Source organism: Taibaiella chishuiensis (assembly GCF_003014535.1).
Classification (GTDB): Bacteria; Bacteroidota; Bacteroidia; order Chitinophagales; family Chitinophagaceae; genus Taibaiella; species Taibaiella chishuiensis.
In genome coordinates this window covers 455,464-477,694 of sequence record NZ_PYGD01000001.1, presented here as the reverse complement: position 1 = coordinate 477,694, position 22,231 = coordinate 455,464, and the positions used below count along the sequence as shown (strand labels likewise).

At 50.4% G+C, this 22,231-nt stretch carries 16 protein-coding genes; 12 read left to right on the top strand and 4 right to left on the bottom strand.

Annotated elements, in window-relative coordinates:
* Nucleotides 1-43: 43 nt before the first annotated feature.
* The gene (locus B0I18_RS01990; RefSeq protein WP_106520967.1) at nt 44-1,495 is read right to left on the bottom strand and encodes an ArnT family glycosyltransferase; all 1,452 of its coding nucleotides are present in this window, start codon (nt 1,493-1,495) and stop codon (nt 44-46) included.
* Nucleotides 1,496-1,733: 238 nt separating this feature from the next.
* On the opposite strand from B0I18_RS01990, the gene rny reads away from it, so the two are divergent.
* The 5 genes from rny (at nt 1,734) to porZ (ending at nt 9,934) form a co-directional block, all read left to right on the top strand.
* Nucleotides 1,734-3,332: a ribonuclease Y gene (gene rny, locus B0I18_RS01985; protein WP_106520966.1), complete on the top strand. Its 1,599-nt coding sequence runs from the start codon at nt 1,734-1,736 to the stop codon at nt 3,330-3,332.
* Between the two features lie 153 nt (nt 3,333-3,485).
* A complete protein-coding gene (locus tag B0I18_RS01980; RefSeq protein WP_146146628.1) occupies nt 3,486-4,505 on the top strand; it encodes a DUF1028 domain-containing protein in 1,020 nt (339 codons plus the stop codon).
* A gap of 132 nt (nt 4,506-4,637) precedes the next feature.
* Complete coding sequence (gene rlmN, locus B0I18_RS01975) at nt 4,638-5,678, top strand: dual-specificity RNA methyltransferase RlmN (protein WP_106520964.1); 1,041 nt, start codon at nt 4,638-4,640, stop codon at nt 5,676-5,678.
* A gap of 80 nt (nt 5,679-5,758) precedes the next feature.
* The gene (locus B0I18_RS25275; protein WP_245882028.1) at nt 5,759-7,567 is read left to right on the top strand and encodes a pseudouridine synthase; all 1,809 of its coding nucleotides are present in this window, start codon (nt 5,759-5,761) and stop codon (nt 7,565-7,567) included.
* Nucleotides 7,568-7,633: 66 nt separating this feature from the next.
* The gene (porZ, locus tag B0I18_RS01965; RefSeq protein ID WP_181358301.1) at nt 7,634-9,934 is read left to right on the top strand and encodes a type IX secretion system anionic LPS delivery protein PorZ; all 2,301 of its coding nucleotides are present in this window, start codon (nt 7,634-7,636) and stop codon (nt 9,932-9,934) included.
* Here porZ and B0I18_RS01960 read toward each other — a convergent pair.
* The 3 genes from B0I18_RS01960 to B0I18_RS01950 all read right to left on the bottom strand — a co-directional run bounded on the left by B0I18_RS01960 (nt 9,931) and on the right by B0I18_RS01950 (nt 13,851).
* Nucleotides 9,931-10,476, bottom strand: a complete 546-nt coding sequence (locus B0I18_RS01960; RefSeq protein ID WP_106520962.1) for a GNAT family N-acetyltransferase — start codon at nt 10,474-10,476, stop codon at nt 9,931-9,933. The two genes, porZ and B0I18_RS01960, sit on opposite strands and share 4 nt — an antisense overlap.
* A 235-nt stretch (nt 10,477-10,711) precedes the next feature.
* The gene (locus tag B0I18_RS01955) at nt 10,712-12,154 is read right to left on the bottom strand and encodes a DEAD/DEAH box helicase (RefSeq protein WP_106520961.1); all 1,443 of its coding nucleotides are present in this window, start codon (nt 12,152-12,154) and stop codon (nt 10,712-10,714) included.
* Nucleotides 12,155-12,318: 164 nt separating this feature from the next.
* Nucleotides 12,319-13,851, bottom strand: coding sequence for a helicase HerA-like domain-containing protein (locus B0I18_RS01950; protein WP_106520960.1), 1,533 nt, complete (start codon nt 13,849-13,851; stop codon nt 12,319-12,321).
* 291 nt (nt 13,852-14,142) lie between these two features.
* Between B0I18_RS01950 and B0I18_RS01945 the strand changes: the two genes are divergently transcribed.
* The 7 genes from B0I18_RS01945 to B0I18_RS01910 all read left to right on the top strand — a co-directional run bounded on the left by B0I18_RS01945 (nt 14,143) and on the right by B0I18_RS01910 (nt 22,228).
* Entirely contained in the window at nt 14,143-14,889 is a 747-nt protein-coding gene (locus B0I18_RS01945) for an undecaprenyl pyrophosphate synthase (RefSeq protein ID WP_106520959.1), read from the top strand.
* Nucleotides 14,890-14,984: 95 nt separating this feature from the next.
* A complete protein-coding gene (locus tag B0I18_RS01940) occupies nt 14,985-17,573 on the top strand; it encodes a BamA/OMP85 family outer membrane protein (RefSeq protein ID WP_181358300.1) in 2,589 nt (862 codons plus the stop codon).
* A 104-nt stretch (nt 17,574-17,677) separates the two neighbouring features.
* Nucleotides 17,678-18,193, top strand: a complete 516-nt coding sequence (locus B0I18_RS01935) for an OmpH/Skp family outer membrane protein (protein WP_106520957.1) — start codon at nt 17,678-17,680, stop codon at nt 18,191-18,193.
* Between the two features lie 96 nt (nt 18,194-18,289).
* A complete protein-coding gene (locus B0I18_RS01930) occupies nt 18,290-18,787 on the top strand; it encodes an OmpH/Skp family outer membrane protein (protein WP_106520956.1) in 498 nt (165 codons plus the stop codon).
* 624 nt (nt 18,788-19,411) lie between these two features.
* On the top strand, nt 19,412-20,302 hold the full coding sequence (locus B0I18_RS01920) for a heme/hemin ABC transporter substrate-binding protein (protein ID WP_181358299.1): 891 nt from the start codon (nt 19,412-19,414) through the stop codon (nt 20,300-20,302).
* Nucleotides 20,303-20,349: 47 nt separating this feature from the next.
* Nucleotides 20,350-21,393, top strand: coding sequence for a FecCD family ABC transporter permease (locus B0I18_RS01915; protein ID WP_106520953.1), 1,044 nt, complete (start codon nt 20,350-20,352; stop codon nt 21,391-21,393).
* A gap of 13 nt (nt 21,394-21,406) precedes the next feature.
* Nucleotides 21,407-22,228 carry a heme ABC transporter ATP-binding protein gene (locus B0I18_RS01910; RefSeq protein WP_106520952.1) on the top strand — a complete coding sequence of 274 codons (822 nt, stop codon included), beginning with the start codon at nt 21,407-21,409 and terminating at the stop codon, nt 22,226-22,228.
* Nucleotides 22,229-22,231 lie beyond the last annotated feature (3 nt).

Below are 22,231 nucleotides of genomic sequence, written 5' to 3'. Positions count from 1 at the left end.
AATGCAACAGGGGCCGGAAGTTTTAACTTCCGGCCCCTGTTCGTTAAGGTTCCAGTTTGTACAGGTCGTATTTTTCAAGACCCAGTTCCATTTTTTTATAGCGGCTGAGGTCCGTATCGGTCTTCAGCGATTTGTCGAGGATAAAATAGGTCAGTGGTTTCCCCGGTTTAAAATCCACGCTGATAAAGAAATAGCGCATCAGGTAACATTGCAATTCCCAGTCGATATAAAAATCCCGCTGGTTGATACCGATAACCGAATGTTCCGGCAGCAGTTTGCCGATCGCATACACATCGTGAAGCACATCTTTTTCGCGGCCTACCTTGCCCGCTTGCAGGCCTACCACGGTTATGGCGCTGCAGAGCAGCAGCACGCTGATGCCCCTGAAGATGCGGAAACCCTTGCTGCCGGTCTGCATCTTTTCCGTAAAACGCGATATATAGGGCGCCAGCAGCATACCCGTGCCGATTGCGAAAAACGGGAAGCCGGGCAGCAGGTAAAACGCCTTTTGTACCATAGTGAGCATAAGCGGCGCCGTGGCCGAAAGCCCGGTAAGCAGGAAAAAGAGGATAAGCCCGCCCTGTCCGCCGGTATAGGCCGCTTTTATTTTTTTAGCCCTGGCCACCAGCACGATAATCAGCAACAGGCCCAACTGGGGCAGCAGGTCCATAAACAGGTTGACCAGCGAAGCAAAACGGTTGCTGGTAGTAGGATCGGAGGTTATACGCAGCAGGGCTCTTTTAAACAGGTAAATAGAGAGGCTGTCCCTGCTCTCCGGTACCAGGAACAGGATACCGTAGATGGCCAAGGGTACCGCCAGCAGGAGGGTGCTATAGCCGAAAGCGCGGCCTGCGGAGATGCGGCGCGTAGCGAACCAGTACACCACGGGGACAACAATGGGGAAAAAGCCGGGAAATCCTTTGGTGAAGGTGGCCAGGAAAATAAGCAAGCCCACCAGCATCCATGCAAACAGGTTGCGGGCATCGCGCTGCAGCAGCCGGAACGAAACCAGTACGGAAGCCAGGGTGAAAATGCCCATCGTATTCTCGTTCACATTATTGGAACAGCCCCAGAAAACGGTCGGAATGGTAATCCAGAGCAGGAGGGGCAGCCAGCCCAACCGGCGCAACGTAACCTCGTTTTTATAAACTTCCTGCCACAGCCGGTAAATAAGCCAGGCGGTTAAACACATCGTTACCAGCACATAAAAGCGTTCTACATACATACTGTTGCCCAGTACCCGGAAAAACAACGATTCGATGCCGAATGCAAGCGGCGGCTGTTCGTGGAAGGAATTGAAGCCCGGCAGGTCGAGGTTGAGCTTGCTGAACTGGGGAAACCAAAAGGTGCCGAAGCCATGCGCCTGGTTATGCGCCACACTGGTATACAACATCGCATCCATAAACATACCATCCTGGATGAGTGTGACTAAGGGCAACCCGATCATAACGGCCAGGGTGATCAGCCAGAAGGGCAGGTATTTGTTGCGGTTCATAGGTAAACGGGGAAAAGTATAGAATTCCGTTGTTTGTAAAAAGATGAAAGACCCCGGGTAAAATATTAGAAACGCGGGATTGCTGCAAACTTATATAAAAAAGAAGTGCTTTTTCGCCCTCGTAGGATTTACAGGAATAAATACTAACTTCGCCGGTTAATGTCGCACCCCCTCCTCAGGGCAGGGGGCGGGAGGTTTTTATTTATTCACAAACAAAAATGATAATACAGTATATATTATGGATTTAGCAATGATCGTTTCCGCGCTGGTGGCAGTGGCGGCATTAGTAATCGGAATCTTCCTGGGCAAAGCAATATTTGCCAAGAACACCGAACAAAAGATCAAAGATGCAGAAATGCAGGCTGCCAAGATTGCCGAAGATGCCAAAATAGTTGCAGAAACCTTAAAAGAAAAAAAGCTGTTGGAGGCTAAAGAGAAATTCCTCCAGATGAAGTCGGAAAACGAAAAGGAAATATCGCAGCGTAACCAGAAAGTACAGGATGCCGAAAATAAACTGCGCCAGAAAGAACAATCGCTGAGCGACAAGAACCAGATTTTACAGAAACAGATCAACGAGAATACACAGCATAAGGCCAACCTGGATAAACAACTGGAAATTACCCTGGAAAAACGCCAGGAACTGGATCAGAAACGCCAGGAGCTTGAAAAACACCAGGAAGAGCACATCAAACAACTCGAAAAAATATCGAACCTGAGCGCCGAAGAAGCTAAAAACCAGCTGATCGACGCCATGAAGGAGGAAGCCCGTACCGGCGCTATGGCCCACATCCAGGAGATCGTGGAAGAAGCAAAACTGAACGCTTCCAAAGAGGCCAAAAAGATCGTGATCCAGAGCATACAGCGTGTAGCCGCCGAACAAACGATCGAGAACGCCATCACCGTATTCAACCTGGAAAGCGACGAAATCAAAGGCCAGATCATTGGTCGTGAAGGCCGTAATATCAGGGCCCTGGAAGCCGCTACCGGTGTGGACCTGATTATCGACGATACTCCCGAAGCGATCGTACTGAGCTGTTTCGATCCGCTGCGCCGCGAAATTGCCCGCCTCTCCCTGCAACGCCTCGTACAGGATGGCCGTATACATCCGGCACGTATCGAAGAAATTGTGGAAAAAACCAAGAAACAGATCGAAGACCAGGTGATGGAAATCGGCGAACGCACCATTATCGAGCTGGGTATCCACGGCCTGCACAAAGACCTGGTACGTATGGTCGGTAAAATGCGTTTCCGCTCCTCTTATGGTCAGAACCTGCTGATGCACTCCAAAGAGACCGCGAACCTTTGCGGTATTATGGCGGCAGAACTGGGCCTGGGACAGAAAGTGGTAAAACTGGCAAAACGTGCCGGCCTGCTGCATGATATCGGTAAAGTGCCAGATGAGGAAACCGAACTGAGCCACGCACTGCTGGGCGCGAGGCTGGCCGAGAAATGTGGCGAGCATCCTGCCATCATCAACGCTATCGGTGCGCACCACGATGAAATGGAAATGACCTATATCATCTCCCCGATCATCCAGGCCTGCGATGCGATCAGCGGCGCCCGTCCCGGTGCCCGTCGCGAGATTATGCAAAGCTACCTGCAGCGTATCAAAGACCTGGAAAACCTGGCCGTTGCCTACGACGGTGTGGAAAAAGCTTACGCGATCCAGGCAGGCAGGGAACTGCGTGTAATTGTTGAAGCCGATAAAGTAAGCGACTCCGACAGCGACCGCTTAAGCTTCGAGATCGCCGACAAGATCCAGAAAGAAATGCAATACCCCGGACAGATCAAGGTAACCGTTATCCGCGAAAAACGTGCGGTGAATGTAGCCCGCTAATCCAACCGGTATATCTCCTGCAAAGCCAGCCTCCAACGGGGCTGGCTTTTTTGTGCCTCATTTGCACAAATTAACGCGGAATGGTATGCTGCAAATAAAGAAACGGGTATTTTGTATATATTTTTAAAGTATAATTTTTTAAATTTTTTGCCTGTGAAAACGAAGATCATGAGCATATTGCTGTTGACCAGTCCTGCTTTCCTGCTTCCTGCCCGCTCCCATGCCCAGGACACTTTCTCTATCGTAGCTGTAGACAGCGCCAGCGGCGAAGTAGGCAGCGCCGGCGCCTCCTGTGTCGACCTGTTTATGTCCGCTATCAATGACCCCTCATTCCTGGGCGACCTGATTCCGGGTAAAGGAGCGATCAATACCCAGGCCTTTTACCTGGAGACCAACCAGGCCAATGCCCGTGCCCGGATGCTGGCCGGCGATACGCCGCAACAGATCATTACCTGGCTGGGCAACAGCGAAAGCGCGCAACTCTTCGGCTCCCGGCAGTACGGTATTGCCGCACTGGTCGATAAGGTACCGCAGACCGCAGCGCATACCGGGAGCGGCAATATGAGTTATGCCAACCACATTACCGGGAAAAATTACAGCATACAGGGCAATATCCTGCTGGGGAAGAAAGTGCTGGATTCTATGGAAGCCCGCTTCAACAACACGCCGGGGTCGCTTGCCTGTAAACTGATGGCCGCCATGCAGGGCGCTAAAATGGTTGGCGCCGACAGCCGCTGCGCAACCAACAATACTTCTTCGCTTTTTGCTTTCCTGAAGGTATCAAAACCTACAGACCCATATAACAGCCCCTACCTGAACATAAGCGTACGCACCCGGAACAACGATGGTATCGAACCGATAGATTCGTTGCAAAAGATCGCGACCGCCAAAGGAATCTGTACTACAACCGGTATCGACGAGCCGCCAGGCGGGCAAAACATCCGGATCGTGCCCAACCCGGCTTCCCACGAGGTAACCCTGGTCAATAATACCGGTTACCCGGTTACCCGGGTATTGGTCTGGAATACGCTGGGCCGTGTGGTGATCCGTAGCGGTAAGGCCAGGTCGATAGGGGTACAACATTTGCCCGACGGCCTGTATATTGCAGAAATATACCTGCAGGGCAGGCAAAAGAGCATCCGGAGCCGGTTTGTGGTAAAGCACAGGCAATAAGGGGATAGCGGGGCGGAACCTTCGCTTTGGAATGAGGTATGGGCTGTGCAATTTGCCGCTGAAACGCATGATTGAAAAAACCTATGCCACTAAGCGGGTAAAAACATTACCTTTGCAAAAATTTATTCACAGATGAAAAATCTGAGACATGCCCCTCTAGCGGAGATAGAACAGTTGATGAAAGAATTGGGCGAACCCAAATTCCGTGCCGCACAGATCCACGACTGGATCTGGAAGAAGCACGCCAGCTCGATCGATGAGATGAGCAACCTCTCCAAAAAACTTCGCGAGCAACTGCTCGAAGTTTACCAGATTCCCAAAGTCACGATCGACCACAGCCAGTTCAGTAACGACGGTACCATTAAAAGCCGGCTGAAACTGCATGATAACCGCTTTATCGAAGGGGTGCTGATCCCTACCGAAAAGCGCATGACCGCTTGTGTATCCTCGCAGGTGGGTTGTAGCCTCAGCTGCAAATTCTGCGCTACCGGTTACCTGCCCCGTGCACGTAACCTGGAGTTCGACGAAATCGTAGATGAAGTAACCCTGATCAACCAGCAGGCCGAAACCCACTTCGGCCGGCATCTCAGCAATATCGTTTTTATGGGTATGGGCGAACCCCTGCTCAATTATAAAAACGTACTCAAAGCCATCGAGCGCATTACCTCGCCCGAGGGACTGGGCATGAGCCCGCGCCGTATTACCCTGTCTACCGCAGGGGTGGCTAAAATGATCAAACAGCTGGGCGACGATGAAGTACGGTTCAAACTGGCACTGTCGCTGCATGCGGCCAACGACCAGAAGCGTAACGAGATTATGCCCATCAACGAAAGCAATAACCTCAAGACGCTGATCGAATCGCTGCTTTACTTCTACCAGAAAACCGGCAACGAGATCACCTTCGAATACATCCTCTTCAAGAATTTTAATGACAGCCGCAAGGACGCCGAAGAACTGGTGAAAATATACCGCCAGGTACCGGCCGACCTGGTCAATATCATCGAATATAATGCTATCGATGATGCCGACTTCGAAAAGCCGGAAGAAAACGTGGTGGACCAGTTTATGGAATACCTCGCTGCCAATCGTGTGAATGCGAGATTGCGCCGGAGCCGCGGTAAAGATATCGATGCGGCATGCGGCCAGCTGGCCAATGTTACCCGCACAGCATAATACAGGAGCGATCCTGCAGGCCGCAGCTATTGCCGGCCTTTTTTTCAATTTATTCCACAACCTATTTTATTAATATACTGATGCACAAGAAACCATTCCATTCCGGTAAAAAGGCTTTCGGCAACAATGATGATGCGCCTTACAGGAAATCTTCAGACAGGAAAGAAGACCGGCCTTTCAGGCAGAAAACCGGCGATAAGGATGATAAGCCTTTCCGGAAGCAGTTTGGTAACGACGAAGACCGCCCTTTCCGTAAGGCGTCCGGCAAGCCGGAAGACCGGCCGTTTAAAAAGCCGTTCCGCCACGATGAGGATCGTCCCTTCAAAAAGAAATTCGACGACAAAGGCGACCGCCCTTTTAAAAAATCATTTGAAGGCAAGGAAGACCGCCCTTTCCGTAAATCTTTCGATAATAAAGAAGAGCGTCCTTTTAAAAAGTCATTTGACAACAAAGAAGACCGCCCTTTCCGTAAATCTTTCGATAATAAAGAAGAGCGTCCTTTTAAAAAGTCGTTTGACAACAAAGAAGACCGCCCTTTCCGCAAATCTTTTGATAATAAAGAAGACCGCCCTTTCAAGAAGTCGTTTGACAACAGAGAAGACCGTCCTTTCAAAAAATCATTTGACAACAAAGAAGAGCGTCCTTTCCGGAAATCGTTTGAAGGCAAGGAAGACCGTCCTTTCCGCAAGTCATTTGGTAACCACGAAGACCGTCCCTTTAAAAAGTCGTTCGGAGATAAAGAAGACCGCCCTTTTAAAAAATCTTTTGATAAAGGGGATAAACCCTTCAAAAAATCTTTCGAGGACAGAGGCGACCGCGATTTTAAAAAGAAAGAGGACAAACCTGTCGACCGTTATAAAAATACCTTTGGCAAACTGGATGACGAAGAGCTGATCCAGCACCAGCGCAAAATGCAGCAGAAACGCGAGCAGGAAAGCCAGGGCGACGAGATCACGTTCTCCAGGGAGCTGGACAAATGGTCGGATGAGCCGGTGGAACGCGTATTTGGCAAGAGCGATATCAAACCGAAGAAGCGGGATAAAGACGAACCGCGCGAACCTAAATCCAGGTTCAAAAAGCATTTCGACAACGAAAAAGAACAGGAGAAAGCTTATGCAACCTGGTCGGAAGGCAACCACGACGAGGCCAACCAGACGGCTCCCGAAAATCTGGATGCCAGCAAACCCATGCCGCTGAACAAATACATTGCACATTGCGATGTATGCAGCCGCAGAGATGCCGTAACCCTGATTAAAGAAGGTAAAGTAACGGTAAATGGCGAACTGATAACCGAACCCGGCTTTAAAGTAACCCTCGAAGATATTATTGCACTGAACGGCAAACAGTTAGTGGTTCAGAAAAACCTGGTCTATATCCTGATGAATAAGCCCAAAGGCTTTATCACGACCACCGACGATCCGAAAGGAAGGCGTACGGTAATGGAGATGCTCGAGAACCATATCGAAGAGCGCGTATTCCCGGTGGGCAGGCTCGATCGCAATACAACCGGTCTGCTGCTGCTGACCAATGATGGCGAACTGGCACAGAAACTGGCTCATCCTAAATATGAAGTGCGCAAGGTGTACAAAGCCACCCTCGACAAAAACCTGTCTAAAGCAGACTTTGACAAGATCCTGGAAGGTGTGATCCTGGAAGACGGGCAAGCTAAAGTGGACGAGCTGGAATACCTCGAGACCAAGAACGAGGTCGGTATGGAGATCCACAGCGGCAAAAACCGTATCGTGCGCCGTATCTTCGAATCGCTGGGCTACGAAGTGGTTAAACTGGACCGTGTTATGTATGCGGGATTGACCAAAAAACACGTCCTGCGCGGCAAATGGCGTTTCCTTACCAAGCAGGAAGTTATCAATATCAAGCATTTAAAATAGCCATACTAATCTGTCCCTGAATTACGTTTTATTAGTACTTTTGAAGAAGGTATGAATAAGCTTAACATGAAGACAGCAGCGCTTTTTTTATCGCTTTCGGCGATTTTTTATACAACTGATTCCATTGCCCAACACGGAGGTCCCGCTGTTGAGCAATGGAAATCTTTTTTGCCCTATAACCAGGGTGAAGGTGTTGCCTCGGACGGAACCACTTTTTTCTGTGCCACTTCCTCCGGCTTTTTTACCTATAACCGCAACGAGGGTACCCTGACGCCTTACAGTAAGGCCAATGGTATGAGCGATGTGGGGCTTTCGGGCGTAGCCTACGACGGGCTGACCCAAACGGCCATCCTGGTCTATACCAATAGTAATATCGATCTCTTCAAAGACCTTGCCTTCTACAATATTCCCGAAGTGAAACGGACCAATGTGGGTGGCGATAAAACGGTGCACCACATTACCGCGGGCGGAGGTAAAGCCTACCTGAGCTCTACGATCGGCCTGTTTATCCTCAATCTTACCAAAAGGGAAATAAAAGAAACCGTAACCTTTACCGATAATGGCCTGACGATGCCCGTGTATGCTTCGGCCATTGCCAACGATTCGGTATATGCCGTAACCGGCATGGGGCTTTACGGTACTTCGGTCAACAACAGCTTTATCCTGAACTATGCTACCTGGAAAAAACTGGACGACCGTGTTTTTCGTTATGTATGTTATGCCGGCGGCACTTTATATACGGCCAATGCCGATAGCCTGTACCGGTTTTCCAACGGGGCGCTCAGCCTTTTCCGCAAAACCACCTATCCCGTTACCGCACTCGATGCGGGCCCAGGCGGACTGTGGGTAAGTGCTGCCAATACCGATTCTTTTAAAGGATATGGCAAACGGATAAATTCCGATGGCATGGTAACGGACTCTTTCGGCACCGTATCGCCCACCCAGATCATAGAACTGGGCAACGGGGAAGTGTGGTTTACCGACAACAGCAATTACAGTTTTCCCAATCAACGCGGATTGCGTAAAAAAGTAGATGTAACGCATGCCGATCCTTATTTCCCGGACGGACCGGTAACGGCGTCTTCATTCGATATATCGGCGTACGACAGTGACCTGTGGATGGCGCATGGCGGTAAAACGGAGGGCTGGGGCTCTACCAAAAGCCGCGCGATGTACTCTCATTTCCACGACGACAAATGGACCAATTATCCCTATGTCTCCGACGATGAGTGGGTACAGGACTTTATCCGGGTGCTGCGCGACCAGAGTACCGGCAAAGTATACATGGGCTCTTATTCCGGCGGGGTTGCCATTATCGATCCGGGTGGTGCAACGAATGTTTATAACAAAGGCGTATTGCCTTCTGTCAACAGCGAGGGCAAGCTTTTCCCAGTTTCCGGCCTGGCCCAGGATGCCAACGGCAACCTTTGGGTCAGCAATTCCGGTACGCCTAACGAACTGAGTGTAAGAACGCCTGAAGGTAACTGGTACAACGGGAGAAGTATCGTAGAAAACCAGGAACACTCCGCAGCCGATGTACTGGTGGATGACAATGGCCGGAAATGGTTTATTACCTTATACAGTCGCGGAGCCGTGGTGTATGATGATAACGGTACACTCGACAATTCGTCCGACGACCGCTACCGCTGGTTAAGAATGGGCGGCGGCAGTGGCAACCTGCCCGATAACAATACCCTGTCGATGGTAAAAGATAAAGACGGCGTGATCTGGATCGGCACATCCAATGGTATCGCTATCGTTAACGATCCCGACGGGGCTTTTGCCGGTACTGCCGAAGCATCGCTTAAAGTCGTAACCTTTGGCGACCAGATCGGTGGTTACCTCTTCCAGAACCAGGCCGTAAAGGCTATGGCCGTGGATGGCGCCAACCGCAAATGGATTGGTACTACCAACGGGGTATGGCTGATCTCCGAAGATGCCGAGAAGATCATCTACCGTTTCAACGAAGACAATAGCCCGCTTCCCTCCAGTTATATCGAACGTATCAATATCGACCCGGTTACGGGTGATGTTTACTTCTCTACCTCAAAAGGTGTGGTGGCCTTCCGCAGTACGGCAACAGATGGCAAAGCGCAAAACGACGACCCGCTTGTTATCTATCCCAATCCCGTACCGGCTGGCTTTAACGGCATGATCGCCGTAAGGGGTGTGGCCGACAATGCCGATGTACGCTTTACCGATATCGCAGGCCAGATGGTATACCGTACCCAGGCCCTGGGCGGCCAGGCCGTATGGAATGGCAAGGACTATACCGGCCATAAAGTACAGAGCGGTGTATACCTGGTATTTGTCGTTAATAAAGACGGCACGCAGAAGGCGACCGGTAAATTCATTATTCACAACTAAGCTCCCCTCCATTCGCTGCGCAGCAGGCCGGTAATGACCAGGTCCTGGTAGCCGCCGTGCAACAGCGTGCTGTCGCGCAGAATGCCTTCGGTACGGAAACCCAGCCGGCCGGCAACCGCTGCGCTGCGTTTATTGCCCGGCAGGTGGTGCAACTCGATCTTGTTGAGCTGCACGCTTTCGAAGAGGAAGCCGATAAACACCCGGGCGCAAGCCTGCATCACGCCTTTGCCCACCGCATCTTTTACCAGCCAGTAACCGATACTGGCTTTCTTCAGGTTGTGGTTCCATTCGCTCATACCGATGCCGCCGATCAGCGTCGTATCCCGGAATATGCCCAGGGCCAGGCCTTTCTGGTCGTAGCGGTCCTGTTGCGCCTGCCGTATAAAGGCCAGCGAGTCTTCCTCGCGGCGGGTAGCGTCCACCCACATCAGCCATTGCCGCAGGTGTGCCCGGTTTGCATCTACGGTACGATACAGCATGGCGGCGTCTTCGGCCTGGTACGTCCTTAATTCGGTCGCTGCAGATACTTCGAGTTTGAGCATAGCCGGTCTTTATTTTTTTGTAGTTAGCGGTCTTTCCTTACCCGTTCCTGCTGGAATGGGCAGGGTAAGGGCTATCGCAAGATAGCGGTTGCTACTTAAAAATAAAAACAGGTACAATAAGGTAACAGGCAGGGCAGGGCAAAAAAACGCCGGCTCCCGTTTATATCGGGAGCCGGCGATCTATGTTTTTTAACGAGCTGCGGGAAATATTGCTGCCGGTGTGGCGGTGGCGGGGTTACCAATCCAGGTCGTTCCTGGGATCGGGCTTCCTGCGGCCGGCCTGCTGTTGCATGGGCTCGGCCTGTTCCGTGGCGGGCTTATGGGGTTTTTGTCCCTGCTGCTTTGCCGGCCGGTTCTGCTCCTGACGGGGCTTATCGCTGCCTGCTGTCGCCATTGCTGCCTGCTGCTGTTGCGGTTTTTTCTTTTTTTGATGATTACGCCTGTTGTTGTTGCCCTGTACCGGAGCCGGTATGGCATTGGCACGTGGTACTACCTCTTTGTTTTTAGGTGCGCGGAATTGTACTACGTCCGAGTCGGCCGGCAGGAAGGGGTGTGCCTCCACTACCGGTATTTTAAAGCCGATCAGCTTCTGGATACCTTTCAGGTTATCGAGCTCCTCGACATCGCAGAAAGCGATGGCTGTACCGCTATTGCCCGCGCGGCCGGTACGGCCGATACGGTGCACATAGGTTTCGGGCACATCGCCCAGTTCGTAGTTAATAACATAGGCCAGGTCGTCGATATCGATACCGCGTGCAGCAATATCGGTAGCAAGCAGTACCCGGGTAGCGCCGTTCTTGAAATTGCTCAGGGCACGCTGGCGGGCATTCTGCGACTTATTGCCGTGTATGGCCTCTGCGCTGATGCCGGCTTTATGCAAGTCCTTTACCAGGCGGTCGGCGCCGTGTTTGGTCCGGGTAAATACCAGTACGCGGTCTATTTTCTTATCCTGGAGAATGTGGACCAGCAGTTTCTTTTTCTCCTTCTGGTCTACAAAATAAAGGGATTGGGTAATGGTTTCTGCGGTAGAAGAAACGGGGGTAACTTCTACTTTTTCCGGTTTTACCAGGATGGTGTTGGCCAGCTTCTGGATCTCGGGTGGCATAGTGGCGGAGAAAAACAGGCTCTGGCGTTGGGCCGGAAGTCTTTGCACCACTTTTTTTACATCGTGTATAAAGCCCATATCGAGCATCCGGTCAGCCTCGTCCAGTACAAAAATATTGATGTCCTGCAGGGAGATAAAGCCCTGGCCGATCAGGTCGAGCAGGCGGCCGGGTGTGGCTACCAGGATGTCGACGCCGCTGCGCAGCGCCTTTACCTGCGGGCCTTGCGGCACACCGCCGAATATTACCAGGTTGCTCACGCTCAGGTTGCGGCCGTAAGCCGTAAAACTCTCGCCGATCTGGATGGCCAGTTCGCGGGTAGGCGTAAGAATAAGGGCCTGTATCTTTTTCGGGCCACGGGTCGCCGGTTTGGCGCTCAGCAGTTGCAGCATCGGTATCGCGAAGGCTGCCGTTTTACCCGTGCCCGTCTGGGCGCAGCCCAGCAGGTCTTTTTCCTGCAGTACTATGGGTATGGCCTGCTCCTGGATGGGTGTGGGGTGGGTATATCCCTCGGCTTCGAGGGCTTTGAGTATCGGGTCAATCAGGCCAAGCTGATTAAATTGTTTTGGGGTCATTTACGAAATGAATAACGGTACATACTATCAGCGCACTCGATCCGTTACCGATTCATCGTTACCGGTGCTTCTGTCAAATAACAAGGGTTATAAAAGGAAAGTTTCAGTAATCAAGCGCGGGGCCGGGAACTGTAATATTGCCTTCCCGGACGGCAAAGATACGATTATTTAAACATCTTTTGAATAACGCCGAACAGGGTACGCACGATAGACCGTTGTACCTGTTTGCCTGCCGAGCTGTTGAGGGCTTGTTCCACCCACGATTGCTCCGCTTTGGCCGGCTTAGGGGCGGCTGTGCGGGCCGGGCCGCCTGCGGGTTGCGAACCGGCTGCCGGTGCTGCCGTTTGCTCCAACCGGCTGGCCAGGATCTCGTAGGCGCTTTCGCGGTCGATGTCCTGGTTGTATTTGGCGGTAAGCCGGGAGTTGGCCACCAGCGCGTCCAGCTCTACCTCGCTCAGGATGTCCATACGCGAACGTGGCGATACCAGGTAGGTATGCGCCAGCGGCGTAGGTACGCCCTTCTCGTTCAGCAGCGTTACCAGGGCTTCGCCTATACCCAGCTGGGTCAGCAGGTCTTCCGTTTTGTAGAAATCGCTTTCGGGGTAGTTCTCCGCCGTTTGTTTAATATCCTTGCGGTCGCCGGCCGTAAAGGCACGGAGCGCGTGCTGCACTTTCAGGCCCAGCTGGCTCAGCACCGGGGCCGGTACGTCCTGGGGGTTCTGCGTACAGAAAAATACGCCTACACCTTTACTCCTGATCAGTTTTACCATGGTTTCGATCTGCTGCAGCAGTACTTTGCTGGCCTCTTTAAAGATGAGGTGGGCTTCGTCGATAAACAATACCAGTTTGGGTTTGTCCAGGTCGCCCTCTTCGGGCAGGGTGGCGTACATTTCGGCCAGCATTTGCAGCATAAAGGTCGAAAACAGTTTGGGCCGGTCCTGCATATCGGTTACCCGCAGGATATTGATCATGCCCCGGCCGTCGCTGCTGATATGCATCAGGTCGTTGACGTCGAAGGAGGTTTCTCCGAAAAAATGATCGGCGCCCTGTTGCTGCAATTCGATCACCTTACGCAGGATGGTACCGGTAGAGGTTGTCGATATCTTGCCGTATTCCTTTTCGATCTCTGCCTTGCCTTCGTTGCCGGCATATTGCAGTATTTTGCTCAGGTCTTTAAGGTCCAGGATGGGCAGGCCTTTGTCGTCGCAGTATTTAAACAGCATGGCTACAAATCCTTCCTGCGTATCGTTGAGTTCCAGTACTTTGGCGAGCAGCACGGGGCCGAATTCGGCTACGGTGGCCCGCAGGCGCACACCTTTTTCCTTACTCAGCGAAAGCAGTTCGACCGGGTAGGCCGCCGGGCTGTAGGTTTCCTGCAACAGTTGGTAGCGCTCCCGGATCTTGTCGTTTTCGGCGCCCGGAGCGGCGATACCGCTCAGGTCGCCTTTTATATCCAGCAGGAGCACGGGTATGCTGGCATCGCTCAATGCTTCGGCAATTACCTGCAGGGTTTTGGTCTTGCCGGTACCTGTGGCGCCGGCAATCAGTCCGTGGCGGTTCATGGTCCGCAGGGGTATGCGGATGTCGCAACCCGGTACCACCTGCCCGTCGAGCATGGCGACGCCAAGTTTCAGGCTTTCTCCCTTAAATGTGTATCCGTTTTGAATCTGGCTTGTAAACTGCGCTGTGTCGGCCATAGCGTGAAATAGATTTTTATATTTTACAGGTATTGTTTTCAAAATTATATTTTATCGTTTAAAGGCACAATTAAATATTCGATAAGGGTAAACAGGCTCCGGGATGTCTTGCAGAAAGTTAAAAATCTTCCGGCTTCGTGCAATTTTTGCCGCAATAACGCGTTTATCCCCATCTACCCGGCGGTTTAGGTTTCCCCGGGATAGCTAAAAAATAAATACGTAAGCTTTCGTAGTAACTTGATGAAGCTATTTTTGTAACTTTGCACACTTTTGGAATCAGGAAAACCTAAAATGGACAGCAAATCTTTGATCGACATTGCACATTTGCCGAGGCATGTTGCTATTATTATGGATGGCAACGGCCGCTGGGCTAAAGAAAAAGGCGAAGACCGTATTCACGGCCATCAGCAAGGGGTAATCAGTGTGCGCGAAGTTGTAGAAGGCTGCGGTGAAATAGGTGTGGAATACCTGACCCTGTACGCTTTTTCCACCGAGAACTGGAACCGGCCCAAGTACGAGGTCGATGCGCTGATGGAACTGCTGGTGAGTACGATACGCAGGGAGGTAGACGACCTTAAGAAGAATAATGTACGCCTGCATGTTATCGGCGACTTTGCTTCGCTGCCCGAGATCTGCCAGAAGGAACTGAAGGAAGGTATGGAAATGACTGCTTCGGGCACGGGGCTGAATCTTGTTCTGGCATTGAGCTACAGCGCGCGCTGGGAAATTCTTGATGCCGTTAAAAAAATAGCCGCTGAGGCTGCCGCGGGTAAGCTGGATGTTGCCGGCATGGATGCCAAACAATTTGAGCAATTCCTGTGTACGGCGCCCTACCCCGATCCGGAGCTGATGATCCGTACCGGTGGCGAACACCGGATCAGCAATTTCCTGCTGTACCAGATGGCCTATACCGAATTATACTTTACCGATATACACTGGCCTGATTTCAGGAAAAACCATTTATTCGATGCCATTCTTAATTACCAGCAACGGGAAAGAAGGTTCGGCCAAACAAGTGAACAAGTAAAACCCCAATAACACCTAAAAGGCCGGCGCGCCCGGGTTTTAGATAAAATAGTGCAATAACTTCAATGCCTAATTTAAAATTTCGCTATTTCCTTAGCACACTTTTAATGCTCCAAGTCGGGGGAACTGCCGTGCATGCACAGAGCCTGGCCGGTACGGGCAGCAGCTTTTCGAAGTCCGCTCCCTATGTTATTGGAGGGGTTACAATAAGCGGCGACGAATACCTGGATGCCGACCTCATTAAAACAGTTTCCGGGCTTACCGTAGGTGAAACCATAAAGCTGCAGGACGATCCGGCGATATCCAAAGCGATACGCAACCTGTGGCAGCAGCAGCTGTTTTCCGATGTAAGCATTACGGTAACCAAAGTTGTAGACAACAAGGTTTTTCTCAATATCGCTATCGTAGAACGTCCCAGGCTTAGCCGCTTTTCCATGAAAGGCGTAAGCAAAAGCCAGGAAACAGAAATCAAGGAAAAATTATCTATCGTTTCGAACCGTATGGTAACCGAGGCGATGAAAAAGGATATTGAAGAGCGGATCAAAAAATACTTTGGCGAAAAGGGTTTTATGAATACCCATGTCGACATCGTAGAACAGCGGGATACCGGTGCAACGCACTCGGTAGCGTTACTGATCAAAGTGGACAAAGGCGGCAAGGTACACATCAACCAGATCAGCTATGCCGGTAACGAACACGTAAGCGATGGCCGCCTGAAGAAAAGTATGAAAGGATCGAAAGAGATGGCCCGCATCTCCCTGCACCCGGCCGATAATTCTTCCGTATTCGAACATAAAGACCGGTCCTTTAAAGCTTATATGCGTAACCAGGGATACCTGTCGCTCAGCAAAACGCTCGATGCGCTTGATCCTTACTTCCGCTGGAACATTTTTGCCGGTTCTAAATTTAACCGCAAAAAATACGAAGAAGATAAAAACAGCATTCTTGCCTATTATAACTCCCAGGGTTACCGCGATGCCAGGATCGAAAAAGATACCACATACGTAACCAGGAATGGCCACCTTAATATCGATATCAAAGTAAACGAAGGACACAAATACTACTTCGGCGATATCGTATGGCGGGGCAATACCAAATACTCCGATTCTGTACTGAGCCGTGTGCTCGGTATCAAAAAGGGCGACGTATTTAACCAGGAACTGCTGGACAACCGCCTGGGCGCGGCGCCGAGCATGGATGGCGGCGAAGACATCGGCAGTATCTATATGGACGACGGCTACCTGTTCTTCCAGGTAGATCCTACCGAAAAGTCGATTGTAGGCGATACGATCAATTACGAGATCGCCGTACGCGAAGGGCCGCAGGCTACCATCAAAAATATCAGCATCTTCGGTAATGACCGTACCAACGATCACGTTATCCGCAGGGAACTCTTTACCCTGCCGGGCAACAAGTTCAGCCGTACCGACATTATCCGTTCTATCCGCCAGATCTCGAACCTGGGCTTTATCGATCCGGAAAAAGTAAACCCGGTGCCTAAGCCCAACCCTTCTGACCAGACGGTAGACATCGATTATAACGTGGTTGAAAAATCGAGCGACCAGCTGGAACTTTCTGCAGGTTTCGGTGGTGGTGTAGGTTTTACCGGTACGATCGGTATCGTGTTCAACAACTTCTCGCTGCGTAATATTTTTAAACTTAAAGAGTGGGATCCGCTGCCTATGGGCGATGGACAAAAACTCTCCCTGCGTTACCAGTCCAATGGTCTTTGGTTTAACTCGGCCAACTTCTCGTTTACCGAACCCTGGCTGGGAGGTAAAAAACCAACGGCCCTTACGGTAAGCGGTGTATACGGCCGCCAGTCGTATTCCGAATCCGGTATCTACAACGGCAGCCCGAGCGATCACTACCTGCGTAACTTTGGCGGTGGCGTTACCCTGAGTAAAAGGCTGAAATGGCCGGATGATAACTTCGTGTTCTCTTACGGTCTTAACTACCAGAACTACTTCCTTAAAGATTACGATTACTTCGTAAGCGATTTCCGGAACGGTAATGCCAATAACCTGTTCTTCAGGCTTACGCTTGCCCGTAACTCCGTAGATCAGCCGATCTACCCGAGGAGCGGTTCCAATATCAACTTCACGTTCCAGTTTACACCGCCTTATTCTTTGTTCAGCGACAAGAACTACCAGACGGCTACTGCCGAGCAGAAGTATAAATGGATCGAATACCATAAGTACCGTTTTACGGCGGAGTGGTACCAGAAGATTGTGGGTAACCTCGTATTCAAAATGGCCGCCAAGTACGGCTTTATGGGATACTACAACAAAGAGATCGGTTACTCGCCCTTTGAACGTTTTAACGTAGGTGGCGACGGTCTTTCGGGCTTCAACTACTATGTGGGCCGCGATATCATTGCCCAGCGCGGTTACGAGGTATATGCACAGAACGCGGTTATCTTTAACAAGTACACGGCCGAGGTGCGTTATCCGTTCTCGCTCAACCCGAGTGCGACCATCTTTGGTCTGGCCTTCGTAGAGGGTGCTAACGGCTGGAGCAACTTTAAAGATTATAACCCGTTCCAGCTGAACCGTTCTGCCGGTCTGGGTGTGCGTATCTACCTGCCGATGTTTGGTCTGTTGGGTCTTGACTATGGTTATGGTTTCGACCGTACCGAGACCGGCTTTGGTAATAAGACCAAGTTTACCTTTATGTTAGGTTTCGAACCGGATTAGCAGGTCGCCGATTCTTAAGGAAGTTGTAAGATTATGATCATCTTTGAGCTATCAATTTAAACTTACTTTAATTTCGGTTATCTAATCTAAAAATCTGAGCTAAAATGAAAAAAATAGGATTGGCCCTGGCCATGGTATTGCTAACCGGTCTTGCGGTACATGCACAACGTTATTGCGTAATCGATTCGAAATATATCCTTGAAAAACTGCCGGAGTATACTTCCGCTCAAAAGCAGCTGGACGCCATCTCTGAAGGCTGGCAGCGTGAAGTAGACGGTAAAATGCAGGGCATAGACCAGATGTACAAAAGCTACCAGGCCGAGCGCCCGATGCTGTCTGAAGATGCCCGGAAAAAGCGGGAAGACGAGATCGTGACGAAAGAAAAAGATGCCAAAGCCCTGCAAAAGAAATATTTCGGCTACGAAGGCGAAGTGTTTAAGAAAAGGCAAAGCCTCGTAAAACCAATCCAGGACAAGGTTTATAATGCCGTTCAGAAGTATGCACAGAACCGTGGTTACGATATGGTTTACGATAAGGCGGGTGGTATCACCATCTTTTATGCCGATCCTAAACTGGACAAAAGTGATGATATTGTAAAATTGATCCCGGGAGTGAAATAATTCCTTAACTTCGCCACAATTTTTTTAAAACACATAAAAAAGAACAAAGCGTAATCTGTCTCTTCAGGCAGGAGTATGCATCAAAATTGAAATTAAATGAAGAAAATCGTTTTTTTGCTTGCCCTTGGAATTACAATAGGTTTTAGCGCACAGGCACAAAAGAAATTAGGATATATCAACTCTCAGGAATTGCTCGAAAAAATGCCTGAAGCCCGTAAAGCGGATACTGCTTTGCAGCAATATCAGAAGTCCCTGGAAGATCAGTTCCGTACTATGGCAACCGATGCCCAGGCTAAATTCAAAGAATACGAAGAGAAAGAGAAAACCTGGACCGATGCCGTGAAAGAAGTGAAAACCAAAGAACTGCAGGACCTGCAGAACAGGATCCAGGAATTCCAGCAGGGCGCTGAAGAAAAAGTAGCGAAGAAAAGGCAGGAACTGTTCAAGCCTATCCTGGACAAAGCCCAGAAAGCGATCAAAGACGTAGGCGTTGAAGGCGGTTATGACTATATCTATGACGGTGGTAGCCTGCTCTATGCTAAAGACACGGAAAATATCCTGTCTGCGGTAAAAGCCAAATTAGGTATCAAGTAAATAAAAGATAAAGTTTTTGAGAAGCCCGGTCGACCCTGTCGACCGGGCTTTCTGTTTTTCTTTGGGGTCTGATTGCCTGCAAAATTTTATCAACAGGGTTGATGCTTATTACTGCTAAACTTTTATTTATTAATATTTATTTTAAATAAAATAATTTATTAATTAATTCCACGTTTTGACTATAAACCCGCTGAACAATTTTTCCATGGCGTTAGACAGGAAATATTAGTTTTTAAAATTACAGGAAATGAAAAAGATCAAAGAAAGGCTCTCCAGACTGGAGTTTCAAAAAAATGTGATCATAATGCTTACCAACCAGGAAACTGAGGAGGTGTTTGGCGGCGCGACAATTGCAGAGACCAACTGCGATTGTGGTAGCATATTCTGCTCAAAGATCTGCTCGTCCATAAGGCCAAACACAAAGCCGGTAGATACCTGGTCTTGTATGACCTATATGGGATTAAATTGTTAAGCAAAAGGTAGTCATTTCGATAGGGCTGGTTCCAATGGGAGGCAGCCCTGTTTTTATTTCCTGATTTTGAAACATTATTTCCCGATTTTGAAATTCTTTACAAAACGATGACAGTAATTTTGCCGGAATATATTACACAAAATAATCTATCCATGTTGCGCAAACTTACTTATAGCTTTTTAGCCCTTTGCCTGTCCGTTACCTTCTTTGCCTGCAGTAACAACAATAATAAAGAAACCGCCGCCGATGGCGCTAAAGATGCCGCCGCCAGCGGCGACCTGCGTATCGTGTCGCTTAGCGGTCCTGTATCGGAAGCCCTGGCCAGCCTGGGCCTCGAACAAAATATCGTAGGTGTGGACGTTACCAGCACCTATCCTGAGTCCTTAAACAAGGTTACTAAAGTAGGTAATACCCATAACCTCAATATAGAAGCGATCCTGGCGCTGAAGCCCACTTACGTGATCAGCATGAAAGAGCGCGGCATCAACCCCGAGCAGGCTACGCAACTGCAGCAGGCCGGCGTTAAAGTATGGGTGATCGAGCAGGAATATTCGATCGAGGGTACTAAAAAATATATCGGCATGCTGGCCGACTCCTTTGGTAAAAAAGAGGCGGGTCAGAAACTCGCTGCAGAAATTGACTCTTCTTTCCAGACTTTACCCAAATACGATACCAAGCCTTCTATCCTGTTTATCTATGCACGCGGCGCCGGCGCTTTGTCGGTATGCGGACGCGATATGCCGATGTCGAAAATGATCGACCTGGCGGGTGGTACCAATGCCGCTGCCGATATCGAAGGTTTTAAACCCGTAACTGCAGAGGCCCTGATCAAGCAGAACCCTGACGGCATCCTGCTGTTTACCTCTGGTCTTGCGAGTGTAGACGGTCCGGAAGGCATGCTGAAAGTGCCGGGTGTGGCAGCGACCAAAGCCGGTAAGAACAAAAACTTTATTGTTATGGATGGCGAGCTGCTGGCCGGTTTCGGACCAAGGGTGGTACTGGCTATTAAAGAACTGGGTGAGAAAATCCATAAGGCACAATAAGTGCCGACGGTTGATTATATTTTAAGAGTACCAAGAAAATAAGCAGATTGAAAGAAAAGGGGTTCTTTGTTTTATTGATTGTCCTGTTGGTCGTGGCCTGTACATGGGCCGTAGGCACAGGGGCCTTACACATGAGTCCGGGCCAGATTGCCGGCATGCTTTGTGCACGCCTGGGTATCGACGCCGGCGCTGCTTTTAACGAGCAGCAGGAAAATGTGTTCTGGATTATACGGCTGCCGCGGGTGCTTATGGCTGTGCTTATCGGCGCTACCCTATCGGTAAGCGGCGCCGCCATGCAGGGCCTGTTTCGCAACCCGCTTGCCGATCCCGGTCTTATTGGTATCAGCAGCAGCGCCTCTACCACTACCGTGCTGATGATCGTTCTGGGTGGAAAGCTATTCGGCAACTACGAATCGGTGTTCGGGCAGTATGGTTTGAATGTAGCGACGTTTGCCGGGGCATTACTGGCTATTATCATCGTGTACCGGATCTCGCAGCAGCAGGGTAAAACCAATGTGGGTATTATGTTGCTGGCCGGTGTTGCGGTTAACGCGCTGGCCGGGGCTTTAACGAGTTTCATTACCCTGCTGGCCAGCGATCAGCAACTGCGCAGCGTTACCTTCTGGATGATGGGTAGCCTTGGGGGAGCCAACTGGAGCAATGTAGCGGGTATCTTGCCGTTTTGCCTGGGTTGTATTATAGGTCTACCCCTGCTGGCCAAGTCGCTGAATGCCTTTAGCCTGGGCGAGAGTGATGCCGCCAATCTTGGCATCCGTACCGAAAGGCTCAAAACCGTAGTAATGGCTTTATGTGCTATGGGTGTGGGCGCATCGGTGGCGGTAGCCGGTATTATCGGCTTTGTAGGCCTGGTTATCCCGCATATTATCCGCATGATCATCGGGCCGGAACATCGCAGCCTGCTGGTAGCATCGGCGCTGAGCGGGGCAAGCCTGCTGGTTATGGCCGACCTGGTAAGCAGGACCATTGCACAGCCGGTAGAGATCCCGATCGGTATTATTACCGCGATGGTGGGCGGGCCGTTCTTCCTGTACCTGCTGATCAGGGAAAAGAAAAGAACAACTATTATTTAGAAAAGCGTGTGTCATGCTGGAAGTAGATCATATCAGTTACCAGGCGCAGGGCCGTACCCTGTTGAACGATGTTAGTGTGCAGGTGAGAAGCGGTGCTTTTACCGCCTTCATGGGAGCCAATGGTGCCGGTAAGTCTACCCTGCTCAAAATAATAAGCGGCGAAGTAAAAGCGCCCGCAGGCACCATAAGCTGGAACGGCAAAAAGCTGGGCGAATGGGACCTGAAAGAGCTGGCGAAAGTGAGGGCCATCCTGCGGCAACAGTACAATATGCAGATGCCTTTTTCTTCGGAGGACATTATAGCCATGGGGCGCTACCCGCACTTCAGGCATAAAATGACCAGCCGGTGTAAAACAGTAATTAAAGAGGTGGCGGAGTATGTGGGTGTAGAACAGTTCCTTAAAAGAAATTACCTGACCCTGTCGGGTGGCGAACAGCAAAGGGTACAGCTGGCCCGCGTGTTGGCACAGGTATGGGATGCTACGGCTACCGAGCGGCTGATCCTGCTCGACGAACCGGTAAGCGCGCTGGATATACAATACCAGCACCAGGTGCTGGCGCTGGTCAAAGAGCTGACGGCCTCGGGTTTTACGATCGTAGCGGTGTTACACGACCTTAACCTGGCCATGCAATACAGCGACGATATCCTGATGTTGAAAAAAGGCAACAAAGTAACCTTCGGAACCAAAGAGGAAGCATTGAGCGAAGCGCATATTTATGAAACCTTTGGCGTGGAAGCCGCGCTGCACCAGGCAAAAGGCTATCCGCATTCCTTTATAACCATATGCCCGGTCTGGAAGCGGTACCATGGCATGACGGCCTCCGGGCTCCAATAAACA

Excerpts from the sequence above, each read along its gene's own strand:
- B0I18_RS01940 (WP_181358300.1), top strand. The coding sequence starts at position 14,985 with ATGCTCCAAGTCGGGGGAACTGCCGTGCATGCACAGAGCCTGGCCGGT.
- B0I18_RS01990 (WP_106520967.1), bottom strand. The coding sequence starts at position 1,495 with ATGAACCGCAACAAATACCTGCCCTTCTGGCTGATCACCCTGGCCGTT.
- B0I18_RS01935 (WP_106520957.1), top strand. The coding sequence starts at position 17,678 with ATGAAAAAAATAGGATTGGCCCTGGCCATGGTATTGCTAACCGGTCTT.
- B0I18_RS01910 (WP_106520952.1), top strand. The coding sequence starts at position 21,407 with ATGCTGGAAGTAGATCATATCAGTTACCAGGCGCAGGGCCGTACCCTG.
- B0I18_RS01955 (WP_106520961.1), bottom strand. The coding sequence starts at position 12,154 with ATGACCCCAAAACAATTTAATCAGCTTGGCCTGATTGACCCGATACTC.
- B0I18_RS01950 (WP_106520960.1), bottom strand. The coding sequence starts at position 13,851 with ATGGCCGACACAGCGCAGTTTACAAGCCAGATTCAAAACGGATACACA.
- B0I18_RS25275 (WP_245882028.1), top strand. The coding sequence starts at position 5,759 with ATGCACAAGAAACCATTCCATTCCGGTAAAAAGGCTTTCGGCAACAAT.
- rlmN (WP_106520964.1), top strand. The coding sequence starts at position 4,638 with ATGAAAAATCTGAGACATGCCCCTCTAGCGGAGATAGAACAGTTGATG.
- B0I18_RS01960 (WP_106520962.1), bottom strand. The coding sequence starts at position 10,476 with ATGCTCAAACTCGAAGTATCTGCAGCGACCGAATTAAGGACGTACCAG.
- porZ (WP_181358301.1), top strand. The coding sequence starts at position 7,634 with ATGAAGACAGCAGCGCTTTTTTTATCGCTTTCGGCGATTTTTTATACA.
- rny (WP_106520966.1), top strand. The coding sequence starts at position 1,734 with ATGGATTTAGCAATGATCGTTTCCGCGCTGGTGGCAGTGGCGGCATTA.
- B0I18_RS01920 (WP_181358299.1), top strand. The coding sequence starts at position 19,412 with ATGTTGCGCAAACTTACTTATAGCTTTTTAGCCCTTTGCCTGTCCGTT.
- B0I18_RS01945 (WP_106520959.1), top strand. The coding sequence starts at position 14,143 with ATGGACAGCAAATCTTTGATCGACATTGCACATTTGCCGAGGCATGTT.
- B0I18_RS01930 (WP_106520956.1), top strand. The coding sequence starts at position 18,290 with ATGAAGAAAATCGTTTTTTTGCTTGCCCTTGGAATTACAATAGGTTTT.